The organism is Pyrinomonadaceae bacterium (assembly GCA_036277115.1).
Classification (GTDB): domain Bacteria; phylum Acidobacteriota; class Blastocatellia; order Pyrinomonadales; family Pyrinomonadaceae; genus UBA11740.
Window position 1 is genome coordinate 103,799 of record DASUNM010000027.1, and the last position, 24,243, is coordinate 128,041.

The window sequence follows — 24,243 nt, forward strand, 5'->3', positions numbered from 1 at the left end:
TCTGCCTGCTGTTTGGAATTGGGCTATCAAGAAGCTAGAGAACGATGCACGCGGCGGGATTTACCATTCGTCATACGGTCTGAGAAATATAGTTTCAGGACACGGGGCGCGAATCGGCATTCCTGCGCATGTGTTAGCGGCTGTTGTAATGGGTGCGCACGAAGCGCGGAAGCGGCATCTCAAAGGACTCTCACGCAAGCCCCGTCTAAAAGGGCGACGCAATAAATTAAACAGCATTCCATTGTCAGACCCGATGAGGCTTTGGGATCGGCGTCGCGTGGGCCTGTTGGGTGTCGGGCGCGTTCGTTACCACAAGCAAGACATCCCTGAAGGCAAGATTAAATGTGGTCGGATCGTTAAGCGAGCGTCGGGCTGGTATCTCTGCTTATTCATTGACGCAGAGCCGCAAGCGATCCCCGCAACGGGGCATGCGCAGGTTGGCGTTGATTCGGGCTTCACTTCGCTTCTCACTCTTTCAAACGGTGAGAAGGTTACTCACCCGCGAGAGTTAGAGGCTGCCGCGTGGAGGCTCGCACAGGCGCAGCGTGGCGGCAATGGTCGATTGGCAGCGCGGACTCAAGAACGAATCGGAAATCAGCGGAAGGATCGCAACCACAAACTGTCTCGTCGGCTTGTTTCAGAAAATGAATTTATTGCATTTAGCGCGGATCGCCATCGAGCGATAGCGCGGAAGTTTGGTAAGTCTGTGACTTCATCGAGCCACGGTCAGCTTCGATCAATGCTCGCTTACAAGTGCCGTGCAGGCGGTAGCGAGTACGTCGAAGTGCCGAGTAGAAATTCCACCAAGACCTGCTCAACGTGCGGTGCTCTTTCAGGGCCGACCGGATGGGCAGGCTTGAAGGTAAGACAATGGACGTGTGTTCACTGTGGAACCGAACACGATAGGGACGTTAACGCCGCTATCAACACGCTCAATGTCGGGCTTGGAATGAGCCACGAGATGTCCGCGAGGGCAGCCTGAAATCGTCAATTAGCAACACGGCGAAGTTCAAGAGAGACACAAGCAGTCACGTCCGACTACGTAAGAGAGGGGGAGAGACGAAAAGGTGAGCCTAGCGGAAGTTACAGCAAAGATTAAAGGCGTCGCATTGCATCTCGGTCGCGCAGACACGGGCGGCTACTGGTGTCGCACCCGAAGTTCGAACAAGACTCTTCACACTTGGACGCCAGAGAAGGCGACTTGCAAAAAGTGTCTCGCGGCGTATCGCAAACACAGCAGCGGAGCGTAACCCCATGACTAGAGACTCAGCTAAAGATGATCGGGATCGCGGTTTGAGTTACGAGGCTCGCGGGCTGCTTGCGCTTCTGCGTGAGCATGGGCCTTACGGTCTAGGTGGTTCTGACGGCTGCCGTTGCTGCCATTTCAGCAATTACGGTTTCATTATTGACATGTCATGCCACAAGTCGAGTGGCGGCGTTAGCGACAAGTGGCATCGGTGGGGTGTCCTTCGTATCACAGCGGGCCGCATGGAGAACTTGATGGATGATTACAAGGCCATCGCTGAAGAAATATTGTCTCGCATTCGAGAGCCAGAATGGGACGACGAAGAGGGCGATCCTTATTGGTTGGTGCGCTTCTGCGACTGGAAGCACGACGCGGAACAGTTGTGCGTTTATTGCAGCAAGCCTCGCGAGGAGCAACAGGGCTACCTCTGCACAAAATGCTTAAACGGAACGGGATGGAACGATCAAGATAAACTCGCGGATACTTACGACTACCGACGAATCAAACTCGCGCCCGCCGCTGCTTTATCCGCTACTAAGGATTCAGGGAGTTAAGAGAAGGAGAACTGATGGCTAAGTTTAGAAAGAAGCCAGTTGTCATTGATGCGATCCAGTTTGTCGGTGTGTTCGACCAGATCGATACGTGGCTGGACGGGATGGGCTACCAAGAAGACGAAGACCCGTCAATGTGGCCGAACGAAGACGGCTCAATCACAATTTGCACCCTTGAAGGCGAGATGAAGTGTAGCCCCGGCGATTGGATTATACGCGGCGTCGCAGGTGAGTTTTATCCATGCAAACCGCAGATATTCGCGGCTACATATGATCCGGTGGTGAGTTGAGAAACGAAAAGGGCGCTGGGATTTGCCGATCACCAAACGCCCCCGAGCTAAGAAGGTTAGACCCTATCTGAGAGTGCCAAGGTCATTCAATCACAGATAGGAGACTTAAAAATGAGCAGTGCCAAACTTGCGATAGTGCCCGATCCATCCCCGTTGCCCGTTCGTGTTGAGGACGGGTTTTCTCAGATCTTCGGGGCAATAGATAAACTGGAAAACCTGGAATCTGTCGCGGCTGAACTCGCGCCTGACGCCACAGACAAACAGTTGATCGACGGCCGAGTTTACGCTACCCAACTTGGCAAGACCGCTTGGAAGATTGTCGTTATTTTCGACGCGGAAATCTGGAAGCGCACCGAGCGGCTAGTTGGCGGGCGCGGCGCGAAGGACGTTGACGAAAAAGGGATAATGAAGGCCGTTGATAAACAAGCGCATGAATTGGGTTGCGGCGCGAGCACGATCTATGCCAATGCGCGAATATTTAAGACCTTCAAAACCACTCTGACCACTCAGAATACTTTAGAGGACAAGGGCTTTTACCAAGCCGCGTTGGCCGCAAAAGATCCGCGCGCCGCCATTGAACACTTCACCAAGCAGCGGAGTGAAAACCCTTTTTATCGGCCGGCGGACGCTTGGCGATATGTCAACGCAACAAAGAAGCCGTGCGCGCCTCGAGTACAACGAGGCCCCGCGCTGCAAAAGATTCACGATAAAGCCGTGCGTGAAGAGTTAGACGCCAAGATTGCGCTGGTACGTGAGTGGCCCATGTCTACGGTTGACCCTCTCTTGGCTACCGTCTATCGCAGGGCTATCGAAATGTTCGAGTGGCAGCGAGATCGCGATATTGAAAAAGACTGCGCCGCGATAATGAAAATCTTTGCGGGAGATGAAGGGACTGAGGCGCCAGATCGAGCCAGTGATGATTACATTTCGGTGTGGTTGCACAGCCACGGATTTGTCATGTCCGAAGATGAGATCGGGCAAGGTGGCTGCGCTCCGAGATGCACAATCAAGCACGATGAAGATAAGCACATTGAGCCGAGCGGACGATTGGGGCTAATGGTCAGGTTAAAGATGCTGACGGTTGAGACGCGAGAGGAAAGCAGAGGCCCGACGCAGAGAGGTGTGATCACTTCCGTATACGGCGGACAGAATCACTACATGGAAATGCTGGACGGAGTTTCGATCTTAAAGACGTTGGCAGAGAGAAACGCGGCGATTCATGTCGATTGGCTGGAAAGACTTGAGCGTTACGCTCCGGAATTACTGCCTAAGAAAGACGACAAAGCCAAGGCAGCGTAAAGCAACCAAAGGTCTAAGATGAACTTTCAACTTTTCAAAAAGAGGAGAGGAAGGGCAGGATCGAACAGTCAACAACTTAAAAGATCGAAGCACGGGGCGGTTTATCGGGTCGGGACCGAGCCGCCCCTTTTTAATTGTGGGATTTCAGAACTAGCCAGCCTTAACGACTTTGATAAGGCTGTTGGGGTTGTTTATGAGGTGAAAGAGATGAAAGACGAACAAGTTATTAGTGTAGGCACTCGTTGTAATGAATGCGATAAGCCAATAGCGCTCTGGGATCCGACGCCGCCCGGCGAGTTTCTTATTCGCGTGGGCTATCTTCCCTGTGGAGAATGTTTCCCCGGCGTGGATCCGAAAGACTGGCGCAAGTACTGCGTTCAGCGGTAAAACGGATCGGCAGCGCGTCTCGTTTGGGTGTATAATTCTCTTGCTCGTTGGGCCTGTCTTTAGTGGCAGCAAACTTGACTTGCTTGGCGGCTGACAGTGCTTTGCTCCATAAGCAGGGCCATCGGGAAACCGAGTCGGTCGCCCCTTACTTTACGGGCCAATAGCTCAGACGGATAGAGCGCCAGTTTTCTAAACCGGATGTCGCAGGTTCGATTCCTGCTTGGCCCTAATTCCATCGTGGAGCATGGTGCTCGTGCCTTGCGCGATAACGCGGGCCGCTCGATGCGGATGTAAGCTGGGCGCTACTCCGTGAAAGCCGGAGACACGAAACGCCCGCGAGGGCGGAGCAAAGCGTGAGGCTTCGTGCAGTCAGAACGAAGTGCTCGGCGGAATTTCGTTACAGTCCTTCGACAAGGCAAGAGCTAGCCGCTAAACACGCGATAACAAAGGCCGCTTGGGAAAACTCAGGCGGCTTTTGCTTTGCCCCCGCAAAATAAACCCAGCCCTAAGCCTAGTATCAAAGGCATGGGTCTGCCTGCAAACCAACCCGACGAGCGACGGATCCGGCTACTTCAAGAGAAGCTGAGTATTCGCATCACGGGAGTATTCGACGCCGACACGATCCACGCTCTCCGCGAATTCCAAGCACATCACGGATTAAACGTAACTGGCGAAGCGAACGAAGAGACTAATGCGCTTCTCTTTTCTGCTTCTGAGGATGCAGAGACGTGGATGAACTTTAGGGAGCACGAATAATGGAAGCTTTCAAACAAATGCTGGGCGAGTTAGCAACGTCCAAGAAGTTTATGGCGATGATTGTCGGTGTGATCGTTGCCGCCGGGGCGAAGTACGGCCTCGACCTGGACCCAGCAATGGTTAACGGAATTCTCGCCTTGTTCGTTGCCTACATCCTCGGGCAAGGGCTTCAGGGTTTCAACAAAGACGCCGCAAGGATTGCCGCGGTGTCGGCAGCATCATTAAGCGAGCCGAGCACGCCGAAGGCAGATAAGGCCGTCGCTGCAATGTCTGAAAGCGTGGCCGCAAAGGAGTAACTATGAAATTTCTCAACGCAGTCTACAAGAAAGACGACGAGTACACCGACCTAAGCGGACGCGTGTTCCTTACGGCCAAGTGGTACGACGCTGAAGATATTCAGGTGGGGACTGAGATTACCCCAAAGGAGAGAGCATGAATCGAATCAAACGGAAAATCGCAGCACTCGCATTAGCGTCGGTGCTCATCGTTCAAACGGCCTGCGGAGGGAATGTTCTCACAACTGTACGCCTTGCTTTGGCGTCCTCTGGGCCTCTGGTTAATTCCCTGGTTGCCGCCGGCGTGCTGAAGCAGGAGCAGGCTGGCCCCATCATTACTGACTTTACAGACGGGTCTAACGTCGCTCTAACACTCCAAACGGACTTCAAGGCTTGCGCGAAAGATCGGCCTTGCAAGCTGCGAGCGGCACAAAAGGCGGAGACGGGCTTCCGCGCCATTATCAACCGGCAGCACTTCGCCGCAAATCCGCGTGTGCAGCAAATTGCCGACATTGCATCGGGAATTCTCTCGTCACTGGTGATCTTCTACGGCGGCACGTCACCTAATGCAACAGTGATGGTCGCAATGGACGCAGGCCCACCGCTCACTGACGATCAGATTGAAGCTCGGGTAAAACCCGACGCGGACAAGCTGAAACAGCTAATGAAGATGGATAAGTGAAGCGTCCATGACAACGCAGCCATGCCATCGTTGTAGCGGTAGACGAGGCTTTCGTAATGGAGGCCGATGGTTCATTTGTGGCGCGTGTCATGGATCCGGTGTCCATATTATTTCAGAGTATCCGCCGGAGTTTTACGGCGGAGGGACAAGCAAGCGCGCATCACCGCGATGACCTGTATTCAGCGCATTAGATTGTTTTTCCTAGAGATACGCGGGGCTTACGGGACCGCAGGCCAGAGTATTGACGCTCTGGGAGATTTGTTATCTGGGAAGTGGTTGAGGTAGGACGTGAGATGAATGTTGGTTTTATTCCAACCTGTCGATTGGTCCGCAGTGGGGAAGACGTGGGGGCCGTTGGGGATAATCTTTGTCGCTGCCCTGATTTTGCTATTCGGCATTGCGCGGTTTCTAAAGACGTACCTGGAGCGGAAAGACGCAGACGCGGCGAAGCTAGTAGCGGATGCGATTATTGACGCTCGAAGCGAGCGGGATGTAACCCGGTTGTTAATCAAGGAACAAGCGGCTGAGTTCGTGGCGCATATCAAAGAAGAAAATCAGCAGTTCAGAGACTCCCTAAAAGATGTTGTGGCGGCATTTGAACGTGAGAGTACGAGGCGTAAAAGATGAAGATTACCCGACCGTCAAGCTTCTGGCGATACCTGATTTCAATATCGATCGTATCGCTCTCGCTGGCGGCGTTCTTTTTCGCCCTGATCGTATTGGCTGGGGTTTCTACTCGGCAGGTTGCCGCGTGGACGTTTGTAGCCATCTGGTTTGTGCATTTACTTGTTGGGGCCGGAGCTGGCTACGCCGCATGGAGGTTGTGGCCGAACAGAGAGAACGCCTTCGTCAAGCTCACGATGGTGCATTTGCATGCTGCCATTGTTGATGCCATCGGAGGGGTTGTACTGATTTTTCTGGCGACTAACGTCAGGTTTACATGGAAGTTTTCGTTGGGGTTTTTTGCTTTTGCGCTTGCGCGGGACATAGTACGAATGCCGTTGATTCTTTACATTATTCGCGGCCCGAAGCATACCCCAGAAGACACTGCGGATCGCAGCGGAGAACAGCATCCCGACTTCTGGCGGGAAGAGTTTCGAAAAGCGATTCGCGACACAGTTAAGCCCGATCTGTTGAATGATTAAGTTTTGATTCGGTAGAGGCGCGACGCCTCCGGTAAAGGGAAGATGAAAGGTTTTGTATTGACGGTTGATAGCGAAGGTCGGCTGAGGCTGTGGAAATGCGCGGTTGAAGGTCGCTATCTGCTCAACGACGAATTCTTTATTCCTAAGACGAGCCGGGGCGAGCCCGCAAGCCCGCCCCAACTGCAACGCACCAGCCCAAGTGATGAGCCCAAGCTGGCGCGCGCGGCGAGACATTAACAAACCCGCATTCGGGAGAGCAAATTATGAGAACCGACAGAGACGAAAAAGATCCGAAGGACAAAGACAAAGATAAAGATAAGCCCGATGTTCAGCCGTTGGATGGCGAGCCGCCTCCGCCCCCACCGCCGCCAGGGGGAGGGTCCACCGAGGGACCCGGCGGCCCGAAGTAGATCATGGCACCGTTAGCAGCAGTGAAGCCCAAGGCTCGCATTGTGTGGCGGGTGGGGATGCATTCGCCTGGATTGCAGACCTACCGTCTGTGGGCTAGATGGCTCATCAGGTTCGTGTATTTCGTGACGGGCTACCAAGTTACGGCGCACGACATTGGGGTAGCCGACAGCGAGGAAGAGGCGCGATCGTGGCTACTGGATAAGAACTACTTTGCGAAGCCTGTTTACCTTGGCGTCCCGCTGGGGAAAGAAGGGCAAGGGCCAGGTACGGTGATTTGGGGAGATGCAAAAGTTAACGATCTCTACGCAAAGCACTCCCCTGATTTAGTGACGCTGACAAGAGATCAATTTGAAGCATTAGGAGGCGCAGTGGAGGGGGTATGTCGCACTGCGCACGCGCGATGAGAGATGCAATCCCTACCCACGATCCCTCAGAGTTGGACGGGCCTAGCTTGGTTTGTCATAGCAAATATCGTTACAAGCGGGTCGGTGGGGTTAATTGTTTTAGCGGTTATCAAAGGAGTTCTGAATCGGAAGAAGCCGCAAGTAGTCGCGGCCGAGATTCACGAATCGCAAGCTCGAGCAGCGCGTGATTTAGCAGATGCAAAGAGGACAGAATTACAGTCAAACATTTCGGCTGGCGATGCCGTAGTGAGATGGATTCAACGGATGGAGTTCGCGCAGATTGCGAGCGAGAAACTCCACGAAGAGATTGAGCGGCTGCAGAACGAAAACGACGCGTACGAGCGGCAGATTCAATGGGCCAAAGGGATCTTTAAGATGAAGGGTATTCAGTGGGAAGACCACGAATAATTTCCAAGGCTTGAGAAGAAGTATCAATGAGGTGTTCGCTTTGTCCACGAAAGATCGATCCAACCAAGGACGACTTTGAAGAGACAGCATCGTGTGAGTTTGCTCATTCTGAGTGTGTTGAAGAGAAGGAAGAAAAGGAACGCGGTGAAGTCGAAGTTGACACTTAAGCAGCGAGCGTTTTGCCTGGCTTATGCCGGCGAGGCGAACGGGAACGCGACTGAAGCGGCGCGGATAGCGGGCTACAAAGGCGATGATGCGACCCTTAGCGTCACCGGGTTTCGGATGCTAAGAAAAGCTAATATTGAGGCCGCGATTGGTGAATTGAGGCGCGACGCTGAAAAGAAGGCCAGCGGAAAGATCCTTAGTGCGACGGAAACGCTTGTTGGCCTAACCAGGATTGCGCTTGCCGATATTGCGGAAGTGTTTGAGCCTGACGGCAGTTTTGATCTTCAGAAAGCGAAGGCTCGTAATGTTTCGCGGCTCATCAAGAGCATCAGTTTCGATAAAGACACTGGCCGAATGACCAAGATTGAACTGCATAACGCTCATGGTGCTCATGTTGATCTCGGCAAGTATCACGGGCTATTCCCCACAAAGATCGTTATCACCCCGGAAGACGCCGATCGACTTGCTGATGAAGCCGCAAAACGTTATGGACTTCCCTTGCCTGAGACGTTTGGCGGTGAACCTCTGGCGAAGTCGGAAATGTGAGTATCCCGCCCGTGAGCATATGGCACTTTCATTAGCAAAATGAATGATTCCGCAAATCCAACTCGGCCCCGATCCTAATCAATGGCCTGAACCAATAAGAGATCGGTATTTCCAACGGCTAAGACAGCAGCGCCCCACCGAGTCGGTTCTATCTGACTACCAACAGAAGCCCCAAGCCTATGCGCGTGAAATCTTGGGAGTTCGTCTCACGCCTGACCAAGACGAGATGTTGCAAAGCATCCTCGATAATCGCTATACGGTTGTTAAGGCTTCCCACGCGGTCGGTAAGACGTTCACGGCGGCCGTTGCCGAATCGTGGTGGTTTGATTGCTGGTCAAAGCATATTGGCTACATCACTGCTCCAACATGGGAGCAGTCATTCGGCCTTACTTTCAAGCAATTAAAGTCTCTACGGCGCAGCAAGAGCTTGCCAGGGCTAATCCTCGAACGAATCATCCGAGACGCAGATAAGAACCGTGAAGGCGATCATTATGTTCGAGCACTGAATGCGGAAAAGGGCGAGGGTTTTCAGGGTGAACACTCCGCGCCGATCCTAATTGTTATCGAGGAGGGTGTTGGGGTTCCAAAGTACATCTGGGATGCCATTGGCGGACTGATGACAAATCCGCTGTGCCGAGTTTTTGCGATCGGGAATCCCACTGATGAGGCTACCGAATTTGGTATCGCGTGCGAGTCCAGCCTGTATCACACAATGAGTATTTCAGCTCTGAACCATCCGAATATCAAAGCTGAATTGAGCTGTGAATCGCCTCCATTCCCTGATGCTGTAAGACTTCTCTGGCTTTATGAAATGCTTGAGAAGGAATGCGAACAGACCGAGAAAATAGTCGAGGATGCCTTTGAGTTTGTTTCGCTACCTGAGATTAAGAAAGCACTCTCAGGGCAGCCGGCGGATCTCAGTCAGAAGATGGTTTACATGCCGACTGCCTACTTTCAGGGGCGGGTGTTAGGTGAGTTTCCAACTCAGGCAGATCAACAAGTGATTCCGAAGGCTTGGCTAAAGTTTCAGCCTTTACTTGAACCGATCAACCAGGACGAGCCTGAGATCGGGTGCGACATAGCCAGATTCGGTGATGATCGAACCACGATATTTACGCGGCGCGGTCCGTGCGTCTATGCCGCCAGAGAGTTGCGCAAGATGGACAATCTAGAAGTTGAGTCCGCGTTGCGAGATGCGGCACGACAAGCCCCCGTCCTCACCCAAAGTTCTATTGAGCCAAAGCGGATTAGAATCAAAATCGACGTTACGGGTGGTTTGGGCACAGGACCATACGATCACTTACTCGCAGAAGGTTACTCAGTTGTCGCAATTAACAGTTCCACCAAGGCAAACAACCAAGAACTCTACCGGAATAAACGTTCGGAGTTGTGGTTTGACTCGCGCGACAGAGCAAAGGAAAAACGTCTCGACCTGTCGAGGTTAAAGAAAGAGATCCGCGGAAGGTTAGAAAAAGAGTTAGCTGCCCCTAAGTATAAATCACCAGGGCAAAAAATTGTTGAGGACAAGGCGTTGATGAAAAAACGATTGGGCTACTCCCCTGATTTGGCTGACGGGCTTAACTTAGCGTTTGCGCCCGACGCTGCGGGCGTGGTTGAAGAACTTGACGAAAGCCTGGCTTATGCCATTTCAGATTACCGAGGACGTTAGAGTGTGGCGAGTATTTGGAATAGACTCATGGCGGCAGTAGCAGCATTCCGGGACCCTCAAGGCTTTCCAGGTGACATTAGCCGCTCGACGGTTGATCGCGCCCGGCTTCAGATGCTTTGGCACTGCTACCAGAACACTCAATTTGACGATCTGACAGTTTGGCAGAGCTACCGTGAGAAGTTTCAGTTATATCGAAACATCCGCCCTATCTACAACCCAACCCGCCGACTTGTTAATTTCTACGTTGACCATGTTTACCCTGGAGCGTTAAGCGAGGACGCCTCGCAACTGCCTGATGGTGTTCAACTAGCCATTCCGTTGTCCGACGACACAGACGAGAACTTGAAGATAGCGATTGCCCAATTCTGGCAATGGTCGAACTGGCAATCGGAAAACAAGAAAATGGTTTTGTTTGGAGGCTCAACAGGCTCATGTCTAGTCGAAGTTGTGGACAATGTGGAAAAAGGAAAAGTCTCCGCAGTGGTGCGGTGGCCAGGACGGTTGGCTGACAAAGCTAAAGACGAGTCCCCGAGCCTCGTCTTAGACTCATCGGGCAACGTCAAGTTTTATGCGTTGGAATACGACGCCTTGGACGCTACTGGGAAGACGGTTAAGTATCGCAAAGAGGTTAGCCAGGAATCGTTTCGCTACTACAAAGACGACACACTGGATGAAGAGGTAGAGAACTTTTACGGCTTTGTCCCGGCGGTGTGGTGTAAGCATTTGGACGAAGGGGATGACTTTGGCAGTCCCGCGATCGCTGGAAGTCTGGGCAAGATTGACGAGCTGAACGGCTTGGTTTCCCACGACCATGACAACGTGGACATCTTGATCGATTCACCCGGAATTATTACCACGAGTGGAAACATCGGGAATATTGCTTCCGACTCAGCCAACCTTAAAACCTCTCGTGCAGATGAATACAGTGCCCTGTCTGCGGCAAAAGAAAAACCAACAAAGAGGCTGTTACTTAAGGGGCCGGAGGGGACGCAGTGGGTTCCGCTAACCGGCAACCTAGACCCTGACAAGGTGGTTCCTTTAATTGATCGGCTTCTCACTGAAATTGAACACGACTTTCCTGAACTCTCGATGTATCAAAAACTGAGAGAGATGAGCGAAGTTACAGGTCCCGGTGCGGCAAGGTTAATGGGCGATGTTGGGAAGCGAGTATTGCGCGTTTCCAGTAACTACGATCAGCAGTCAATAAAACTCTTCCAAATGGCTTGTGCTATTGGGGGGTTCCGGTTTCGAGAAGGCAAAGAAGGGTGGCGTGAGAAGACAGACCAGCGGAAGAAGTTCGCGCCGTTCAGCCTGGATTCCTACGCTAAAGGTGAATTGGACATGGCGATCATGCCGCGTCCGTTAATCCCAATGACCGAAGCCGATATGGTGGACATCGAAGGCAAGAGGCTGGATAACGCTGGAAAGGCAAAAGATATTTTCTCTCAAGACAAGGTTCTAGAAGTCGCTGGGATTGCTGACGAGGAGGAGCGAAAGCAGATCATCGCAGATCGTGAACAGGCTTCTCAGAATCAAAACAATAATGCGCTAGGTGATTTGGCTCGCAGGGCTGCGCTAGGCGGTCCGGCAGGGGTTAGAGGGTTACTTGCTCCGTGAAATGGGACCCAAAAGATCGCCGGTACGAAGACGAGAACGGCCACCCGCTAACACAATCTGAGGTTCGGAAGCGGATTGAAGAATATATTGAGCACGGACAGCGGGAAGTAGATCGGCAGGCCAATAAGCTTTTTATCGGTGCTCTTTCACTCTCCGCCTTCTTTGAACTCCTCAGACACAAAATAACTTCATGGCATTCTGTTGCGGGATTGGCTGCTTATGGTGAGCCAGATAACAAGCAATGGTCTCGAATCAATCAGAAGATCCTCTCCGAATTGGACTTTCTAAACCGGTTTGAAGCCGAAGCCCAAGCGTCGTTTTTCGCCGCGGAAACCATAGCTTCTCAGGTTGTTACTTCACTCGGAAACAAGATCCCTGCTGGATTAGAAAGTCTTGTTGAGGAGCGCGTAGCCCAGGCATTACTAAAAGCGGCCCCGTCTGAGGCTGCCGTTGTAGCCCGATCGGTAGTTGCTGAGACGTTGGCTGATTCTGTCGCAGAGGCGAGTGTGATTGCTCAATCCGTCGAAGTGGCAGGCGCAGAGCCTTTAATTGGGGCAACTATTCCTAGTCGGGCAGGGATGTACGTTGATTCCACGTACGGCACATTTGAAAACAGCGTCAGGGATCGTGAATCGGATGCAGGGGCGGTCGGAGTGCGGCGCGTGTCAGAGAATGACGGGAATGTCTGCGAGGACTGCGAGGCGTGGGCAAGTGATGAATACGTCCCGCTGAGTGAAATTCAGGACATTGGCTCAGGGCAATGCGGCTCGCGGGATCGCTGCACGTTTGAGTTCTCTTATGAAGGCGTTGAGCCTTTAACGATTGATCGAAGGCTGACGGGCTAACGATGCTTGTAATTATTGACTGTCAAAAGCAGTTTCCAGCCGTCGAGCGCGTGATTGCGCCAGTATCGAGGGAGATAGGCCGAGCCAAAAAGCGTTCAGAGTGGATTATGGTTGTTACTTACGGTGGGCGCACTGTCACGCGAATCGCGAGTCAGTTACGGGGCTATCAAAAGGTGGTCAAAGTCAATAAGGATTATGACGACGGAAGTGCCGTGATATTTGAAAGATTATTCGCGTATCACTGGCGGAAGAAGAGCGCATTAGGTGTTAAGCACGTTGGCCGCGTTCGACACTTGCGAGTTGCGGGTGTGAATACTTCAGCGTGTGTAATGAAAACTGTAGACGGATTGCGGCGCTTTGTTCGTGTAACAGTCATCAGCGATGCGTGTGCGAATTCAGCCAACATGAAGTCTCCTTTAAGTCCCGAAATTCATCACAAGGGCGCATTGCGCCGCATGGCTAAGTGGAACAACGTTACGATTGGCTAAACCGTGGGAAGGTATTCCAAGATTGACATCGCCCTGTTGGCGGTCAGCGGCAAAAAACTACGCACGCAGATTAAGTACCTATGCGCAGAGGATCTGGATTACGGTCTCTATCGCGATGTCTACGTGTTCAAACAAGATCGCCGATACGTTGTTAAGGTCGAGCGCGATATGTCCACGGGCCAGTTTGCAAACGTAACCGAATGGCGCAACTGGATCGACAATGAAGAATGGAAAGAGTTCTCCCGATGGTTAGCGCCCTGCCATGCCATTACAGAAAGCGGACAAATTCTCATTCAACGTCGAGTGTATTCACATTCACTTGATCATTACCCAGAACGAATTCCCGCCCTATTTACCGACACGAAACGTACTAACTTTGGATGGATCGGTAGTCGGTTTGTCTGCTGCGACTATTCATATCTGCTATCAGCATCGTTCCGACTTAAGAAAGTGAAGTGGTGGGATGTTGATTCCCCTCCCAAAACGTAAACCTCTGGACTGTGTTTTTCTTTGTTCGGAGGATATTTCACTAACTCATGCCAGATCCTAAACCTGAAACCACGTCTGAGGAGACGGACAAAACACCGGAAGGCAAAGATAAGGCGGGTACTCAGCCCAAATCTGAGGACGCACTGAAGTTCACGCAAGCAGACCTTGATCGCGTAGCCGCCAAGACTCGTGAAGAGGAAAAGGAAAAGGCGCGCAAGGCCAAGGAAAAAGAGGACGCGGCCCGAGCGGAAGCGGAGGCCAAAGAGCAGGGTAAGTTCCAGCAGCTAGCAGAAGCCAGACAAAAGGAACTTGATGAGATTACGCCGAAATTGGAAGCAGCCGAAGCGGAACTTAAAGAACTTAAACCCGCATTTGCTGCCCTGATTGACGCGGAACTCAAAACCCTGCCAGAAGATGTTGTTGAAGCTGGCCCGGCCAAATTCGATGACTCGAAAACACTAACAAACCCTCTTGATGTTGCTGCGTGGTTGCCCAATGGAAAAAAACTCGCTGAGAAGCTGAACGGCCAGTCCGCAAAACCAGGAGCGAAGATCGATCCGAAAGAGATCGGCGCTCCGGGAAATGAAGCGGCCGACCGGCAAGCCAGAGCACAAGCGCGGCGAGCCTACCGAGATTAAGGAGAATACAACATGGCAGACGTGGTTTTAGTAACCGCAGGCCAGTTGCGGGTGGAGGAGAGTCTTGAGCAAGACACCAAACCCGCAGGCGTGGCTATTGCGGCAGGACAAAGCGTGCGACAAGACGCCACAACCGGAAAGTGGGCATTAGCCGACGCTTCCGTAGCGGGAACCGCGGATGCCTATGGCATGGCCGTTAAGACCGTCCCGGCTGGCCTTCCAGTGACCGCAATCCGGCGTGGCGTTATTGAAGGTTTTGATCTGACGGATCAGGATTACGGCGAACAGATTTTCCTTTCGGACACAGCCGGCGCAATCGCGGACGCCGCTGGAACGGTGTCCAAAGTTGTGGGTGATGTTACGTCTGTTCACACTCACCTAATGGGCGGCACGCCCGACAAGCTTTTGCGGGTTAACTACTCAGGGGAGGTATCAGTCTAATGGCTAACATCATCCCTTATGGATTCCGCGACATGCGGGATCTTGCCGACACCGCTGTTACTGAGGCGCTGGTTCCGCGAATCGACAAAGCGATCGTGGACACCGTGGAGTTTCACAACGAAGAGATGGATCGCGTGATGGATTTCTTCGTCAAGCGCACTACTGATTACAAGGTTAAATACAGAACACCTACGTCCGCTCGGCTGATGGGTCTGGACGAACACGGTCGTGCGCGTAAGATTCGACCGGGCGCGGAGTACGAGATCGGCCTTCCGATTCAAGCCGCAGGACTTGCGGAGGGCGCGACGGACACCACTCGTCTACTCGAAACCGTTCAAGATGTGATGGACATCACGGCAACGATGACTCTGGCTGACAAGAACTGGATGCTGGATCACGTTCTCGCCGCGTTGTTCAACGCTACAACCTGGACGTTTCCCGATGACCGTTACGGCGATCTCGTGGTTCAGCCGATTGCCAACGGCGATACTGTGACCTACCTCAAGAAGAACGGCGCCGCTGCGACCGCAGATCACGTTAACGGACAAGCCGCCGCCATTGCGGATGCCACTAACCCTTTCCCTGGAATTTACTCGCGGCTGACAAGACCCGCTGCAAACTCAGGCGAGGTGGTCTCATTCGTGGCCGAAAATCTCGTGACGAGTATCGAGGGACTCGGAAACTTCATTGAGTATTCCGATCCCGATGTTCGCCAACCCGCAAACACCGAAGAGCTGATCGGTAGGCTGCCCGATACGATGCCTGGAATGGTGCTGGGCAAGGTGGATAAGGTGTGGGTTGTTCAGTGGGACCGCCTCCCTGACAGCTACGTCCTGTCCACCGTGACCGGGGGTGAGCGTCCGCTGGCAATGCGTGAGTATCCAGTGGCCGCGCTGAAGGGCTTCCGGCGGGCAGGTCAACGCAATGACTACCCGTACTTTGAAACCCAATTCAAACGCGATGCGGGTTTCGGAGCATGGAACAGAGTCGCGGCGGATGTGCTTGAAATCGGCGATGCGTCTTATGACGTGCCGACTGGATACGAGTCTCCGATGCAGTAAACCCAACCTGAAAGCGGGGCGTGGGCTTCGGTTCACCCCCCTGCTCTTCGGAGGATTCAACATGAAAAAGTTATCTCTGTGTTTCGCGCTTCTCTTATTCGCGGTTCCGGCATTTGCCCAGCAGTCCATGAGGTCCGGGGGTGGTGAGGTTTCGATTAGTCGAACCGGGCAGACGCTCATTAAGTCTCGTTCGGATAAGTCAATCACCGTTAGCAGTCCTGTGGCGGATCTCACCGTTGTAGGGGCGCTGAATAGTTGCGTTGACGCCGGCGCGAACGACACTTATACGTGCTCTCTGTCTCCCGCTCCATTGGCTTATGCGACGGGCCAGGTTTTTTGGTTCAAAGCTGCCACAGCTAACACCACGGCGGCGACGGTCAACTTCAATTCACTTGGTGCTAAGACGATTAAGAAGGTTGCTGGTGGAATCACTACCGACCTCGCCACTGGAGACATTCGGGCAGGCCAATGGGTTGCTCTTATCTACGACGGCACGAACATGCAAATGCTGTCGGATTCTGGCGCCGTGGACGCGGGTGGAACTGTTACCAGTGTGTCCGGCACTGCGAATCAGATAAGCGTGGCGACGGGAACAACGACGCCTGTCCTTTCTCTTCCCGCGGCGATTACAGCGCCAGGAACGCTCACAATCACTACAAGCCTAACAGTTGGATCAGGCACAGCAGTAACGCGAATCGGGTATTACACGGCCTCGCTGACTCCGGCTGAAGTGGCGGCGAATACCTGCGCAGAAGAGTTGTTTACTGTTACCGGAATAACCGCCGGCGACGCGGTGTTCGTGAATAAGCCCACAGCTCAGGCAGGACTTGGAATAGGTGGCGTTAGAGCAAGCGGAGCAAACCAGGTGGGGATTAACTTCTGCAACAACACCGGCGCACCAATTACACCAACCGCGGCTCAGTCTTACATCTTTGGAGTGATTCGATAATGGCAAGCAACGCAGCAAGGGTTCTTCGTCGCGCTCAGGCACTAAATCGCTTAAGTTCTCTGTCTGAACTCCTCTCTGAGAATCTTGGTGTAGAGATGCCTGACAGCGCGGTTAGCAATCGGGATTCTCAACTAGCAGAGATTCAGCGAATCGAAGGCATCAATGAACTCTTGGAAAAGGTCTTGAAGGCCAGCGACGTTGAAGTCCCTGACGCCGAACTGGAAACGGAAGCCCCGAATACGCCGGATACAAGGCCCGACTTGAGCGGCATGACGAAAGCCGAACTTCTGGAGCATGCGGAGAGTGAAGGAATTGAGGTGGCAAGGTCTAAGACGAAGGCTGAGATTATCGAGGCGATACAAGGTGCTTAATGGCTCTCAATCCGACACAGATAGCCAATCTCGTAGAAATTACCCGCGAGGATCTTGAGGATGTAGAGTCCGCTGTGTCCGCTATCACGTCCGCACAGGAAACAATCCTCGCCGCTGATATCGTTAGCTGGAACCTAAAACGAAACTCCATCGCGAATCTTAAAGGCAAAGTTAACTACGATGCGGTGGATTTACTCGCCCGTATCTTCTATCGCGTTCGGGATATGCTGGGGTTTGACGAAATAGCCTTCACGGTAGATCCCGGCGCAAACCTCGAAATGCTGGAACTTGAAACTGGAGTGAACTTTGGTTGAGTGAAGTCGGGGACGCTATCAATGAAGTTAGATCCGAACTCGCCAGCGTTGCAAGCGAGTTCATGGCTGACACCTGCACAATTAAACTCGTTTCCAATTCACTGGACGAGTTTGGCGGCTCAACTGATACCGAATCAACAGTAGCTTCAGACGTTCCTTGTGATTACATCGCCATCCGGCCTGAACAACTAGAAATAGCCGGGAAGTCTGTCGTAGGACGCACTCACACTATTACCCTGCCCTCTAACGCAAACACAGAAGCAATACTGCCAAAGCATAAGATCGTTGTGAATGCGCGAGGCAGCACCCCGGCGTTGACGTTTAACGATCCGGTTGTTTTGCCGAGCTCGCTTGAGCCGTTTCTGACCGTGGCGGCGACGTTAGGAGTTCAGTGAGCGTCCGATTAGTCGATAACACGGAGAAGATTAAGCACGCGCTACGCGAACAAGTGGCGGTTGGAATAAATAACGCCTGCCAGTTTTGGGTAGATGAGGCGATTGATCTTGCACCAGAAGACACGGGCTTTCTAAAGGCGCATATCGGACAAACTAAGGCGGCGAACGCGAATGATTTATCAGGGGAAATTAGATCGCTCGCTCCCTACAGCGGCCCGGTGAACTACGGAACGGCGAAGCAATCAGCGCAACCATTCTGGACCGTTTCAGGGCTTCTTACTCGTCAGAAGTTCACCTATCTACTGAAGTCTGGGTTTGTAAAGATCGGCAGAGGAGTGTCGGCAGGTGCGGGAGTTATCAAGTCAGCGTTGATGGACTTTCACGGTCCAATGGGAAGAAAAGGCGGAGGATTCTAATGCCTGATTATCTAGTTCGCTTGCTAACTGGATGTCTCGCTGTGTGGCTCGTTGACCAGGTGCTTGTGAAGTTCGGAGTCGGTGAGCCCGCTGCGCGAGTAATTCAGATCCTCGTGATCATTCTTGCTGTTCTGTACATCGTCTTTGGCTGGATGCTTCGCTTTCAATGAACGAGCTAGACAGATCACTGAAGGCTAAGATGACCGCTGATGGTGGCGCGGGAGGGCTTGCCACGCTTTCTAATGGGGGGTTTCATCAGCAGGCGGCAGATGAAAACACGCCTTTCAATTACACAATCTTTGAGCGCCTAACCGATCTCCCTTCGTACACGTTTGGAAACGTCACAGCATTCAATTACACGCCTTATCAGATCCGACACTACTCAGTGAAGGGTGCAAATAATTCCACGCTGAGTCCGCAAGAGGTGACGGGCAAGATGCTTGATCGAACGATCGTGTTGCTCACAAACCCCTCTCTAAACGTAACCGGAAAATCAGTGCTATGTTGCCGTTTCGACCGTGAAATTCCACTAAGGCCCGAATGGGACGAGACGCTTAAGCGTTGGATTTATGGCAAGGGCGCGATCTACGCGCTGTGGCTAACAAATGCCTAAAGACGATCAAACATCTTCGGAAGTAGCAAAGAAGAAATACGTTTGTGCTGTTGCGTGTGACTTTGAAGGCTTCAAGCCTCCGATCCATTGCGAGGCTGGCGATCCAATTCCCAGGGGCCTGACAGATAAACAGATCAAGGAATACATCGAGGGTGGGTTGATTAAGGAAGCGTAATGGCGACTCCTGTTCACAGCAAAAGCACGGCGGTTTTGGTCGATGAATACGATCTCACCTCCCTGTTTACAAAGATCGCGCCCTCGAACTCGCGGGACGTTTACGATAAGACGGTTCTCGGCGAGTCTTCTAAGTCGTTTCACTTAGGCTTCAAACAGGGCGAGATTAATGCCGAGGGGCTGTTTACGATTTTCACTGAAACGCCGACCTTGGACAGTCTGTTTGGTGAGCCAGGGACGCCGCGGATCGTGAGCGCTTTTCCCGAGGGTCACGCAGTCGGTAAGCCCGCTTACATCCTTTACGCCAACCAATCCGAATTTAGTCTGGACACGTCCGTTGGTGATCTCATTCGCAACGCTGCGAAATTTTCATCCTTGGATGATGGTCTAGAGCGGGGACTGTCGCTTCATCCGTTAAGCGCAGAGGTTGGCACAGCGAACGGCGCGACGGTTGACGGCCTTGCGGCTTCAACAGGTGGTGCGCTTGGGGTCTTACACGTCACGGCGATCGCGGGCGCGGCGCCTAGCGTCGTTATAAAGCTCCAGTCGAGCACTGACGCGGCCGCCTGGGGGGATGTAACCGGGGGTGCGTTTACGGCTGCAACGATTGCAACCAAGCAGCGTCTTGAGATTGCTTCCGGGGTCACGATCAATCGCTATCTGCGGTGTGTTGCCACTTTCGGGGGGACGACGACATCGATCACGTTTCAATGTTCACTAGCAAGGAGATAAGGCCATGCCTACACCTGTCCACGGAACGAACACAGTAGTAAAACTCGACAACGCCGCAGGGTCGCTAACTGCCATCACTGATTACATCGTCAAGGTTGGCCCCTTCGGTCGGCCGCAGGAGACTCACGACGTTACGACGCTGGGCAACACGTCCAAGAACTTCATGCTCGGACTGAAAGACGGCGATCAGATTTCGATTGAGTGCATCTATGACAACGCGCTCGAAACGATACTGGCAGCAATCAACGCTCTTACTACCGGCGCGTCCCAGTCGTTTGAGATTCATCCTGAAGGCACAGCGACAGGCAAGCCGAAGTATTCCGTGGAAACGTTTCTGGCGAACTACAACATTGATTCGAGCGTCAACGCTCCGATCGGCATCAGCATCACGCTTCAAAAGACTGGCGCGGTCACGCGCGGCACGAACTAACGGAGGATTATGGATCTCGGAAACCTGGTAAACGCCACCAAGAGAATTGAAGTTATGTTTGCGGGCGAAGTAACAGCCCTTGAGGTCTACACCCTCGGGAGCGCGCGACTGACGGCAGAGCAACGTCAACCCGTCGCGGAGCTTGCGCTCAATGACAGCGAAGACATCGCGCGGGGCGCGCGTTACGCGCAACAAATCGAGGTAGCGCGGCTTACCCTACCCTTGCTGATTAAGAGTTGGGATGTTACGTGGAAAGGTGAACCGCTTCCTATTGAGGTGATAAACGAACTCGATGAAGCGGGCCAGCGAAAATATCCCATTCCTGATGATTTCGTTGTGCAGGTAAACAGGGCAATCATAGAGGATCTGGCCGACCCTACAACACCCGAGGAATCGCTCAGTTCCTCGGGTCAAACGGCGACGTTAGAAACCCCGATGGCAGTTCAATAGAACTTCCCCCTGAATACCTAGCACTAAACAAGCTTGCTTTTGCGGCGAAGTATCTGAATTGCTCTGTGTTCGAGCTAAACGAACACGGGGACACGGATCTGATTGAGCGGGCCTATGCCTACGCATTGGCAAACAAGCGCGCGGAAATCGCCGCAATGGAATTGGCGAGTGAGCGTAATTCGTAATGGATCTTTTTGACCTCGCGGCCAAAATCACCGTGGACGCTAAGGGCGTCGATAGCACTCTCACGTCTACGCAGCGGAAGGTTAAAAGTCTCGCCACGGAATTCCGCCAGGTTGACGCCGGCACAAAGGGCTTTGGTGGTTCTCTAACATCGCTGGGTTCTACGTTACCCGCCATTGCTGGGAGTTTGACTGTCGCGGCTTCTGCTGTTGGTGGGCTGGCCGCTGGCCTCTTCGCGCTCATAAAGCACGCCGCAGACGCGGGTGATAATCTTTACGATCTCTCGACCAAGACAAATTTCAGCGTCGAAACCCTCTCGGGTTTAGACATCCTCGCCAAGAAAACCGGATCGTCTATCGCGTCACTTTCCAACTCGTTAGTGATTTTTCAGTCGAACATGGTCAAGGCGAGGGATGAAGGGTCGGAGCTTCACTCCGTTTTCCAGCGATTAAAAATTTCCACCGAAGATCAAGAGAAGGCTTTGCGCCAAGCGGTTACTCAACTGGCGAAGATGGGAGCAACCGAAACCCAAGCTGCGGTCGCTAAACAAATCTTCGGACGAGCAGGAAAAGACGTACTCGCGATCATCAAGGAAACTAACGGAAATCTTGATGAGGCTATCGATCGCTTCCAACGCATGGGGCTAATCGTTTCTACCGGAGCAGCGGAAGCAAGTAATCGGTTTAATGACACCCTCGAAGAAACCACTCTTCAGTTGAGTGCTGTTGCGCGCGAGATTGGAACCCAACTATTGCCGATTGCGACCGATGCGCTACAGCGCATTTCGCGGAATCTTCAAGAGAACAAGGATCAGTGGGCGTCCTGGGGTCAAACCATTTCAGACACGTTGCGCGGCGTGGCAATTGCGGCCGACAGCGAAATTGGACGAATGATCGGTAGGCTTGCGCAGTTTGGAGTTGAGTATCTATCGCTAACCGGGCTACTTCTCAAGGCCGCGAATTGGCTGGGTGCGGGTAGTCGGCCTCCTGAGGTGGGTATCGGCGCGAGCGTTAAATTAGGTTCAAAGGCTCGCAATGCAGACTTTGACGATATTGGCAGAACTGGCGGCGGGGGTGGTGGAGGCCGCGCTGCAAAGGTGTCAGCCGGCCAGCAATTACTCAACAGGCTTACCGAGGAATACAATCGCCTTCAGGAAAAGACTCTTGAGCTGACGAAAGTTGAGATCGTTCAGAAGGAACTACTCGACAAGAAGTATCAAAACATTAGTGCCAGTCTCCGAGAGCAGATCGAGACTCTTGCCACGTGGATCGCCATTGACGAACAAGAAGCCAAGGCGTCAAAAACGTGGCGTGAGGCTGCCGAGAAGCAGCAAGATGCTCTCAACGACGCCGCAGCGGAGTATAACGAAGTCCTGCGACAACAGGCGGACGTTCAATCATCTGTTACGGATCAGATTGACGAATATCGGAGACAGTTAGAAGCGCTGAACGGCGGACACGAATCGAATCTCGATTCAGCCATTAAGTTTGCTCGAAAGCTGATGATAATTGCCGAAGCCGCCGGCGGAGCGTCGAAAGAGCTAAAGGCACTAATCGCCCGTCTCTTTGAAGCAGCAAGCGCACTTGATAAAGCGTCGGCTGACAAGAAGTCATCCGAGACGTGGAAGAAAGCAGGCGAGGCGATCGGGTTTCCCTCTACCGAGGAATGGAACAGAGTAGAGGAAGAGCGGCGCCGTCGAGTTGAAGGTTTAGCGCGTGATCTTACCTCGTCCATTGACAGCGCAATCCGCGCTGGCTTCGACCGTGGTGTTAAGGCCGGGGTGGCCTCCATGCTTCAATCACTGCTTTCAATGATCCAAAATATTTTGCTGAAGCAGGTCGAACAAGGTCTAACCGAACTGCTTTCTAACATCAAGATTGGTGGGGGCGGCGGTGGGAAGAACGCCGGTCTCGGTTCTGCGATTGGCATCTTACTAGGAGGGTTAGGCGGAATCTTTGGTGGAGGCGGAGGAGGTGGCTGGGGCAAGGTTGGCGGCTCGATTGGGTTTCCAAAAGTTCCGGTCGGGTTTGCAGAGGGAGGATTCATGCCGCCAAATCAGTGGGCAATGGTAGGTGAACGCGGGCCGGAGTTAATCCGCGCGGGGAACCAAGGCGCATCTGTGGTTCCGAATCACGCGCTAGCGCCGAGTGTCAATATTACGGTGTACGCGAAAGATGCGCAGTCATTTTCGGGAAGGGACACGCAGCAACAGATAACTCGTCAAATGCAGCGCGTAATGCAAGCGGCTGCGGTGAGAGTTAGCTAGGTTTTTGGTTTGAGCACTGGCGGACCAGTTGGAAATGATGTGCGACGTTCGCATAGATATTCAAAAGCGGCCCAGCTTAGAGTCCCGGGTTTTTCCTCGATAGAGCTATTGTCATTGTGTTTTTTAAGAAACTTGCCGTTACGATCATATAGCAATGCCTCATAGCTATAGGCTCGGTTGTGCGCGCAATCGAATACGAGAAAGAGTCGAATCGACCCGAAGTCAGTTCCTGGAAGTGCGACGGCTGATCCATTTGGAAAATCAAACCGCGTCCACCCGCTCACTTTGTCTTCATTGCGGCGGATCGTTTCAGGCGCAAAGTGCATTACTCTCAGATCGTCCTTACCCCAAGCAATCGGCGTCCACTTCTCGATTTTCTTGCCGTCAGACTGGCCGAAGGCAGGCGCTACTATCAGCAGGGCAAGGATGAGAACTTTCATTAGCAACGGCTCCGGTCTACGTAGACCTTCTTCCCAGATTTGTTGATGTAATAGCAGCCGCCACGCGGCCCGCGATTTAGACCCGGGGAAGAACTCTCAGGGACTGTGGCGGGCTTTGTTGGTTCTGTTCGCAACGGGCGTGAGGTTGAGTAAACAGTAACAGGCGGCGCGGTCTCTTTCGGGAGGCTAAACGCATCGCGATGCATCCAGCCTACAGCGTCATCTATGCGAACAACAAACCAATCATCCTTGAAATCCAAGACTTTAACTTCGGTTCCGATTTCAATTTCTTTTTGAACCTTCGCACTCTTGGAGGGTGCTTCCCGAAGTTCAGAATTGATAGTTACCGTGGCGTCATTCTTGATTTGGGCGTGAGCCGGTACGGCGAACAGAATTAGCAGTGAGAGGGTAACAAGTAGGGCTTTCATGGTTGACTCCTTACGGTTGGAAAGATGCGGCCACAGTTAGAGCAATGCCATGCTATTTTCTGCTGGCTCATCATCACCGCGCCAATAATGATCATCGGAATTCCTATGCAAACCGGGGCAAGTAAAACGCCCAAGATTAGCAACACAATACCCGCCGTCATATTCGGGTTAGAGTGCGTGTAAACAAGACTTCCCTGGCACTGAGGGCAAGGGTGGGGAGTCATAGCCCCGCAATCCTATTCCGTTATTCAGTAGGTTTGCAAATGAAA

37 protein-coding genes and 1 tRNA gene are annotated in these 24,243 nt (G+C 52.8%); 36 read left to right on the forward strand and 2 right to left on the reverse strand.

The genetic code is table 11. The annotated features are described in order from the left end of the window. Window positions 1-1,500 precede the first annotated feature (1,500 nt). From VFX97_16715 to VFX97_16890, 36 genes are all read left to right on the forward strand, one after another. Complete coding sequence (locus tag VFX97_16715) at window positions 1,501-1,800, forward strand: hypothetical protein (GenBank protein ID HEX5704843.1); 300 nt, start codon at window positions 1,501-1,503, stop codon at window positions 1,798-1,800. Between the two features lie 14 nt (window positions 1,801-1,814). Beyond that, window positions 1,815-2,087 (forward strand): hypothetical protein, encoded by a 273-nt coding sequence (locus VFX97_16720; protein ID HEX5704844.1) that lies wholly within the window; start codon window positions 1,815-1,817, stop codon window positions 2,085-2,087. A 111-nt stretch (window positions 2,088-2,198) separates the two neighbouring features. Next, a complete protein-coding gene (locus tag VFX97_16725) occupies window positions 2,199-3,386 on the forward strand; it encodes a hypothetical protein (protein HEX5704845.1) in 1,188 nt (395 codons plus the stop codon). A 207-nt stretch (window positions 3,387-3,593) separates the two neighbouring features. After that, window positions 3,594-3,773 (forward strand): hypothetical protein, encoded by a 180-nt coding sequence (locus VFX97_16730; GenBank protein ID HEX5704846.1) that lies wholly within the window; start codon window positions 3,594-3,596, stop codon window positions 3,771-3,773. A 154-nt stretch (window positions 3,774-3,927) separates the two neighbouring features. After that, a tRNA-Arg gene (locus tag VFX97_16735) sits at window positions 3,928-4,001 on the forward strand. A gap of 527 nt (window positions 4,002-4,528) precedes the next feature. Continuing rightward, on the forward strand, window positions 4,529-4,825 hold the full coding sequence (locus VFX97_16740) for a hypothetical protein (GenBank protein HEX5704847.1): 297 nt from the start codon (window positions 4,529-4,531) through the stop codon (window positions 4,823-4,825). Between the two features lie 2 nt (window positions 4,826-4,827). Continuing rightward, complete coding sequence (locus VFX97_16745) at window positions 4,828-4,965, forward strand: hypothetical protein (protein ID HEX5704848.1); 138 nt, start codon at window positions 4,828-4,830, stop codon at window positions 4,963-4,965. Then, window positions 4,962-5,486, forward strand: a complete 525-nt coding sequence (locus tag VFX97_16750; protein ID HEX5704849.1) for a hypothetical protein — start codon at window positions 4,962-4,964, stop codon at window positions 5,484-5,486. Before VFX97_16745 ends, VFX97_16750 begins: the two co-directional genes overlap by 4 nt. A 297-nt stretch (window positions 5,487-5,783) precedes the next feature. Beyond that, window positions 5,784-6,113 carry a hypothetical protein gene (locus VFX97_16755; GenBank protein ID HEX5704850.1) on the forward strand — a complete coding sequence of 110 codons (330 nt, stop codon included), beginning with the start codon at window positions 5,784-5,786 and terminating at the stop codon, window positions 6,111-6,113. Continuing rightward, complete coding sequence (locus VFX97_16760; protein HEX5704851.1) at window positions 6,110-6,631, forward strand: hypothetical protein; 522 nt, start codon at window positions 6,110-6,112, stop codon at window positions 6,629-6,631. Before VFX97_16755 ends, VFX97_16760 begins: the two co-directional genes overlap by 4 nt. A 42-nt stretch (window positions 6,632-6,673) precedes the next feature. Continuing rightward, complete coding sequence (locus VFX97_16765) at window positions 6,674-6,868, forward strand: hypothetical protein (protein HEX5704852.1); 195 nt, start codon at window positions 6,674-6,676, stop codon at window positions 6,866-6,868. Window positions 6,869-6,894: 26 nt separating this feature from the next. Then, window positions 6,895-7,041, forward strand: coding sequence for a hypothetical protein (locus VFX97_16770; protein ID HEX5704853.1), 147 nt, complete (start codon window positions 6,895-6,897; stop codon window positions 7,039-7,041). A 3-nt stretch (window positions 7,042-7,044) separates the two neighbouring features. Beyond that, window positions 7,045-7,446, forward strand: a complete 402-nt coding sequence (locus VFX97_16775; GenBank protein HEX5704854.1) for a hypothetical protein — start codon at window positions 7,045-7,047, stop codon at window positions 7,444-7,446. A 246-nt stretch (window positions 7,447-7,692) separates the two neighbouring features. Continuing rightward, a complete protein-coding gene (locus tag VFX97_16780; GenBank protein HEX5704855.1) occupies window positions 7,693-7,854 on the forward strand; it encodes a hypothetical protein in 162 nt (53 codons plus the stop codon). Window positions 7,855-7,880: 26 nt separating this feature from the next. Continuing rightward, window positions 7,881-8,021 (forward strand): hypothetical protein, encoded by a 141-nt coding sequence (locus VFX97_16785; protein HEX5704856.1) that lies wholly within the window; start codon window positions 7,881-7,883, stop codon window positions 8,019-8,021. Then, entirely contained in the window at window positions 7,999-8,565 is a 567-nt protein-coding gene (locus VFX97_16790) for a terminase small subunit (GenBank protein HEX5704857.1), read from the forward strand. Before VFX97_16785 ends, VFX97_16790 begins: the two co-directional genes overlap by 23 nt. 43 nt (window positions 8,566-8,608) lie before the next feature. Next, window positions 8,609-10,234 (forward strand): hypothetical protein, encoded by a 1,626-nt coding sequence (locus tag VFX97_16795; GenBank protein HEX5704858.1) that lies wholly within the window; start codon window positions 8,609-8,611, stop codon window positions 10,232-10,234. A 27-nt stretch (window positions 10,235-10,261) separates the two neighbouring features. After that, a complete protein-coding gene (locus VFX97_16800) occupies window positions 10,262-11,851 on the forward strand; it encodes a hypothetical protein (GenBank protein ID HEX5704859.1) in 1,590 nt (529 codons plus the stop codon). Continuing rightward, window positions 11,848-12,696: a hypothetical protein gene (locus tag VFX97_16805; GenBank protein ID HEX5704860.1), complete on the forward strand. Its 849-nt coding sequence runs from the start codon at window positions 11,848-11,850 to the stop codon at window positions 12,694-12,696. Before VFX97_16800 ends, VFX97_16805 begins: the two co-directional genes overlap by 4 nt. Before the next feature lie 2 nt (window positions 12,697-12,698). Beyond that, window positions 12,699-13,184, forward strand: a complete 486-nt coding sequence (locus VFX97_16810; protein HEX5704861.1) for an isochorismatase family protein — start codon at window positions 12,699-12,701, stop codon at window positions 13,182-13,184. Between the two features lie 3 nt (window positions 13,185-13,187). Continuing rightward, entirely contained in the window at window positions 13,188-13,673 is a 486-nt protein-coding gene (locus VFX97_16815) for a hypothetical protein (protein HEX5704862.1), read from the forward strand. Window positions 13,674-13,720: 47 nt separating this feature from the next. Then, a complete protein-coding gene (locus VFX97_16820) occupies window positions 13,721-14,311 on the forward strand; it encodes a hypothetical protein (GenBank protein ID HEX5704863.1) in 591 nt (196 codons plus the stop codon). 12 nt (window positions 14,312-14,323) lie between these two features. Next, window positions 14,324-14,752, forward strand: a complete 429-nt coding sequence (locus VFX97_16825; GenBank protein HEX5704864.1) for a hypothetical protein — start codon at window positions 14,324-14,326, stop codon at window positions 14,750-14,752. Next, window positions 14,752-15,813, forward strand: a complete 1,062-nt coding sequence (locus VFX97_16830; protein HEX5704865.1) for a hypothetical protein — start codon at window positions 14,752-14,754, stop codon at window positions 15,811-15,813. The genes VFX97_16825 and VFX97_16830 overlap by 1 nt, the downstream gene beginning before the upstream one ends. A gap of 61 nt (window positions 15,814-15,874) precedes the next feature. Further along, on the forward strand, window positions 15,875-16,762 hold the full coding sequence (locus VFX97_16835) for a hypothetical protein (protein ID HEX5704866.1): 888 nt from the start codon (window positions 15,875-15,877) through the stop codon (window positions 16,760-16,762). 95 nt (window positions 16,763-16,857) lie between these two features. Further along, window positions 16,858-17,133: a Rho termination factor N-terminal domain-containing protein gene (locus VFX97_16840; GenBank protein ID HEX5704867.1), complete on the forward strand. Its 276-nt coding sequence runs from the start codon at window positions 16,858-16,860 to the stop codon at window positions 17,131-17,133. Beyond that, window positions 17,133-17,447 (forward strand): hypothetical protein, encoded by a 315-nt coding sequence (locus tag VFX97_16845; protein HEX5704868.1) that lies wholly within the window; start codon window positions 17,133-17,135, stop codon window positions 17,445-17,447. Before VFX97_16840 ends, VFX97_16845 begins: the two co-directional genes overlap by 1 nt. Before the next feature lie 62 nt (window positions 17,448-17,509). Then, window positions 17,510-17,842 carry a hypothetical protein gene (locus VFX97_16850; GenBank protein HEX5704869.1) on the forward strand — a complete coding sequence of 111 codons (333 nt, stop codon included), beginning with the start codon at window positions 17,510-17,512 and terminating at the stop codon, window positions 17,840-17,842. A 53-nt stretch (window positions 17,843-17,895) separates the two neighbouring features. Beyond that, window positions 17,896-18,258, forward strand: a complete 363-nt coding sequence (locus VFX97_16855) for a hypothetical protein (protein HEX5704870.1) — start codon at window positions 17,896-17,898, stop codon at window positions 18,256-18,258. Next, window positions 18,258-18,428 (forward strand): hypothetical protein, encoded by a 171-nt coding sequence (locus tag VFX97_16860; protein HEX5704871.1) that lies wholly within the window; start codon window positions 18,258-18,260, stop codon window positions 18,426-18,428. Before VFX97_16855 ends, VFX97_16860 begins: the two co-directional genes overlap by 1 nt. Then, entirely contained in the window at window positions 18,425-18,871 is a 447-nt protein-coding gene (locus VFX97_16865) for a hypothetical protein (protein HEX5704872.1), read from the forward strand. The genes VFX97_16860 and VFX97_16865 overlap by 4 nt, the downstream gene beginning before the upstream one ends. Beyond that, window positions 18,864-19,046, forward strand: coding sequence for a hypothetical protein (locus VFX97_16870; protein ID HEX5704873.1), 183 nt, complete (start codon window positions 18,864-18,866; stop codon window positions 19,044-19,046). The genes VFX97_16865 and VFX97_16870 overlap by 8 nt, the downstream gene beginning before the upstream one ends. After that, window positions 19,046-19,777, forward strand: a complete 732-nt coding sequence (locus VFX97_16875) for a hypothetical protein (protein ID HEX5704874.1) — start codon at window positions 19,046-19,048, stop codon at window positions 19,775-19,777. Before VFX97_16870 ends, VFX97_16875 begins: the two co-directional genes overlap by 1 nt. A gap of 4 nt (window positions 19,778-19,781) precedes the next feature. After that, window positions 19,782-20,207 carry a hypothetical protein gene (locus VFX97_16880; protein ID HEX5704875.1) on the forward strand — a complete coding sequence of 142 codons (426 nt, stop codon included), beginning with the start codon at window positions 19,782-19,784 and terminating at the stop codon, window positions 20,205-20,207. A 54-nt stretch (window positions 20,208-20,261) separates the two neighbouring features. Further along, window positions 20,262-20,657 (forward strand): hypothetical protein, encoded by a 396-nt coding sequence (locus tag VFX97_16885; protein ID HEX5704876.1) that lies wholly within the window; start codon window positions 20,262-20,264, stop codon window positions 20,655-20,657. A 184-nt stretch (window positions 20,658-20,841) separates the two neighbouring features. Further along, a complete protein-coding gene (locus VFX97_16890) occupies window positions 20,842-23,106 on the forward strand; it encodes a hypothetical protein (GenBank protein ID HEX5704877.1) in 2,265 nt (754 codons plus the stop codon). Here VFX97_16890 and VFX97_16895 read toward each other — a convergent pair. Together VFX97_16895 and VFX97_16900 are read right to left on the reverse strand one after the other, a co-directional pair. Further along, window positions 23,103-23,546, reverse strand: coding sequence for a surface-adhesin E family protein (locus VFX97_16895; protein HEX5704878.1), 444 nt, complete (start codon window positions 23,544-23,546; stop codon window positions 23,103-23,105). The genes VFX97_16890 and VFX97_16895 overlap by 4 nt on opposite strands. Next, window positions 23,546-23,974: an SH3 domain-containing protein gene (locus VFX97_16900; protein HEX5704879.1), complete on the reverse strand. Its 429-nt coding sequence runs from the start codon at window positions 23,972-23,974 to the stop codon at window positions 23,546-23,548. The genes VFX97_16895 and VFX97_16900 overlap by 1 nt, the downstream gene beginning before the upstream one ends. Between the last annotated feature and the right edge of the window lie 269 nt (window positions 23,975-24,243).

What these genes read in the sequence shown, in the direction of transcription:
- VFX97_16775 (HEX5704854.1), top strand. Translation starts at nt 7,045, where the DNA reads ATGGCACCGTTAGCAGCAGTGAAGCCCAAGGCTCGCATTGTGTGGCGG.
- VFX97_16745 (HEX5704848.1), top strand. Translation starts at nt 4,828, where the DNA reads ATGAAATTTCTCAACGCAGTCTACAAGAAAGACGACGAGTACACCGAC.
- VFX97_16895 (HEX5704878.1), bottom strand. Translation starts at nt 23,546, where the DNA reads ATGAAAGTTCTCATCCTTGCCCTGCTGATAGTAGCGCCTGCCTTCGGC.
- VFX97_16880 (HEX5704875.1), top strand. Translation starts at nt 19,782, where the DNA reads ATGCCTACACCTGTCCACGGAACGAACACAGTAGTAAAACTCGACAAC.
- VFX97_16750 (HEX5704849.1), top strand. Translation starts at nt 4,962, where the DNA reads ATGAATCGAATCAAACGGAAAATCGCAGCACTCGCATTAGCGTCGGTG.
- VFX97_16835 (HEX5704866.1), top strand. Translation starts at nt 15,875, where the DNA reads ATGAAAAAGTTATCTCTGTGTTTCGCGCTTCTCTTATTCGCGGTTCCG.
- VFX97_16870 (HEX5704873.1), top strand. Translation starts at nt 18,864, where the DNA reads ATGCCTAAAGACGATCAAACATCTTCGGAAGTAGCAAAGAAGAAATAC.
- VFX97_16875 (HEX5704874.1), top strand. Translation starts at nt 19,046, where the DNA reads ATGGCGACTCCTGTTCACAGCAAAAGCACGGCGGTTTTGGTCGATGAA.
- VFX97_16715 (HEX5704843.1), top strand. Translation starts at nt 1,501, where the DNA reads ATGGATGATTACAAGGCCATCGCTGAAGAAATATTGTCTCGCATTCGA.
- VFX97_16885 (HEX5704876.1), top strand. Translation starts at nt 20,262, where the DNA reads ATGTTTGCGGGCGAAGTAACAGCCCTTGAGGTCTACACCCTCGGGAGC.
- VFX97_16830 (HEX5704865.1), top strand. Translation starts at nt 14,752, where the DNA reads ATGGCTAACATCATCCCTTATGGATTCCGCGACATGCGGGATCTTGCC.
- VFX97_16820 (HEX5704863.1), top strand. Translation starts at nt 13,721, where the DNA reads ATGCCAGATCCTAAACCTGAAACCACGTCTGAGGAGACGGACAAAACA.
- VFX97_16765 (HEX5704852.1), top strand. Translation starts at nt 6,674, where the DNA reads ATGAAAGGTTTTGTATTGACGGTTGATAGCGAAGGTCGGCTGAGGCTG.
- VFX97_16785 (HEX5704856.1), top strand. Translation starts at nt 7,881, where the DNA reads ATGAGGTGTTCGCTTTGTCCACGAAAGATCGATCCAACCAAGGACGAC.
- VFX97_16850 (HEX5704869.1), top strand. Translation starts at nt 17,510, where the DNA reads ATGGCTGACACCTGCACAATTAAACTCGTTTCCAATTCACTGGACGAG.
- VFX97_16840 (HEX5704867.1), top strand. Translation starts at nt 16,858, where the DNA reads ATGCCTGACAGCGCGGTTAGCAATCGGGATTCTCAACTAGCAGAGATT.
- VFX97_16825 (HEX5704864.1), top strand. Translation starts at nt 14,324, where the DNA reads ATGGCAGACGTGGTTTTAGTAACCGCAGGCCAGTTGCGGGTGGAGGAG.
- VFX97_16725 (HEX5704845.1), top strand. Translation starts at nt 2,199, where the DNA reads ATGAGCAGTGCCAAACTTGCGATAGTGCCCGATCCATCCCCGTTGCCC.
- VFX97_16730 (HEX5704846.1), top strand. Translation starts at nt 3,594, where the DNA reads ATGAAAGACGAACAAGTTATTAGTGTAGGCACTCGTTGTAATGAATGC.
- VFX97_16720 (HEX5704844.1), top strand. Translation starts at nt 1,815, where the DNA reads ATGGCTAAGTTTAGAAAGAAGCCAGTTGTCATTGATGCGATCCAGTTT.
- VFX97_16740 (HEX5704847.1), top strand. Translation starts at nt 4,529, where the DNA reads ATGGAAGCTTTCAAACAAATGCTGGGCGAGTTAGCAACGTCCAAGAAG.
- VFX97_16900 (HEX5704879.1), bottom strand. Translation starts at nt 23,974, where the DNA reads ATGAAAGCCCTACTTGTTACCCTCTCACTGCTAATTCTGTTCGCCGTA.
- VFX97_16865 (HEX5704872.1), top strand. Translation starts at nt 18,425, where the DNA reads ATGAACGAGCTAGACAGATCACTGAAGGCTAAGATGACCGCTGATGGT.
- VFX97_16860 (HEX5704871.1), top strand. Translation starts at nt 18,258, where the DNA reads ATGCCTGATTATCTAGTTCGCTTGCTAACTGGATGTCTCGCTGTGTGG.
- VFX97_16755 (HEX5704850.1), top strand. Translation starts at nt 5,784, where the DNA reads ATGTTGGTTTTATTCCAACCTGTCGATTGGTCCGCAGTGGGGAAGACG.
- VFX97_16770 (HEX5704853.1), top strand. Translation starts at nt 6,895, where the DNA reads ATGAGAACCGACAGAGACGAAAAAGATCCGAAGGACAAAGACAAAGAT.
- VFX97_16760 (HEX5704851.1), top strand. Translation starts at nt 6,110, where the DNA reads ATGAAGATTACCCGACCGTCAAGCTTCTGGCGATACCTGATTTCAATA.
- VFX97_16800 (HEX5704859.1), top strand. Translation starts at nt 10,262, where the DNA reads ATGGCGGCAGTAGCAGCATTCCGGGACCCTCAAGGCTTTCCAGGTGAC.
- VFX97_16810 (HEX5704861.1), top strand. Translation starts at nt 12,699, where the DNA reads ATGCTTGTAATTATTGACTGTCAAAAGCAGTTTCCAGCCGTCGAGCGC.
- VFX97_16845 (HEX5704868.1), top strand. Translation starts at nt 17,133, where the DNA reads ATGGCTCTCAATCCGACACAGATAGCCAATCTCGTAGAAATTACCCGC.
- VFX97_16890 (HEX5704877.1), top strand. Translation starts at nt 20,842, where the DNA reads ATGGATCTTTTTGACCTCGCGGCCAAAATCACCGTGGACGCTAAGGGC.
- VFX97_16795 (HEX5704858.1), top strand. Translation starts at nt 8,609, where the DNA reads ATGATTCCGCAAATCCAACTCGGCCCCGATCCTAATCAATGGCCTGAA.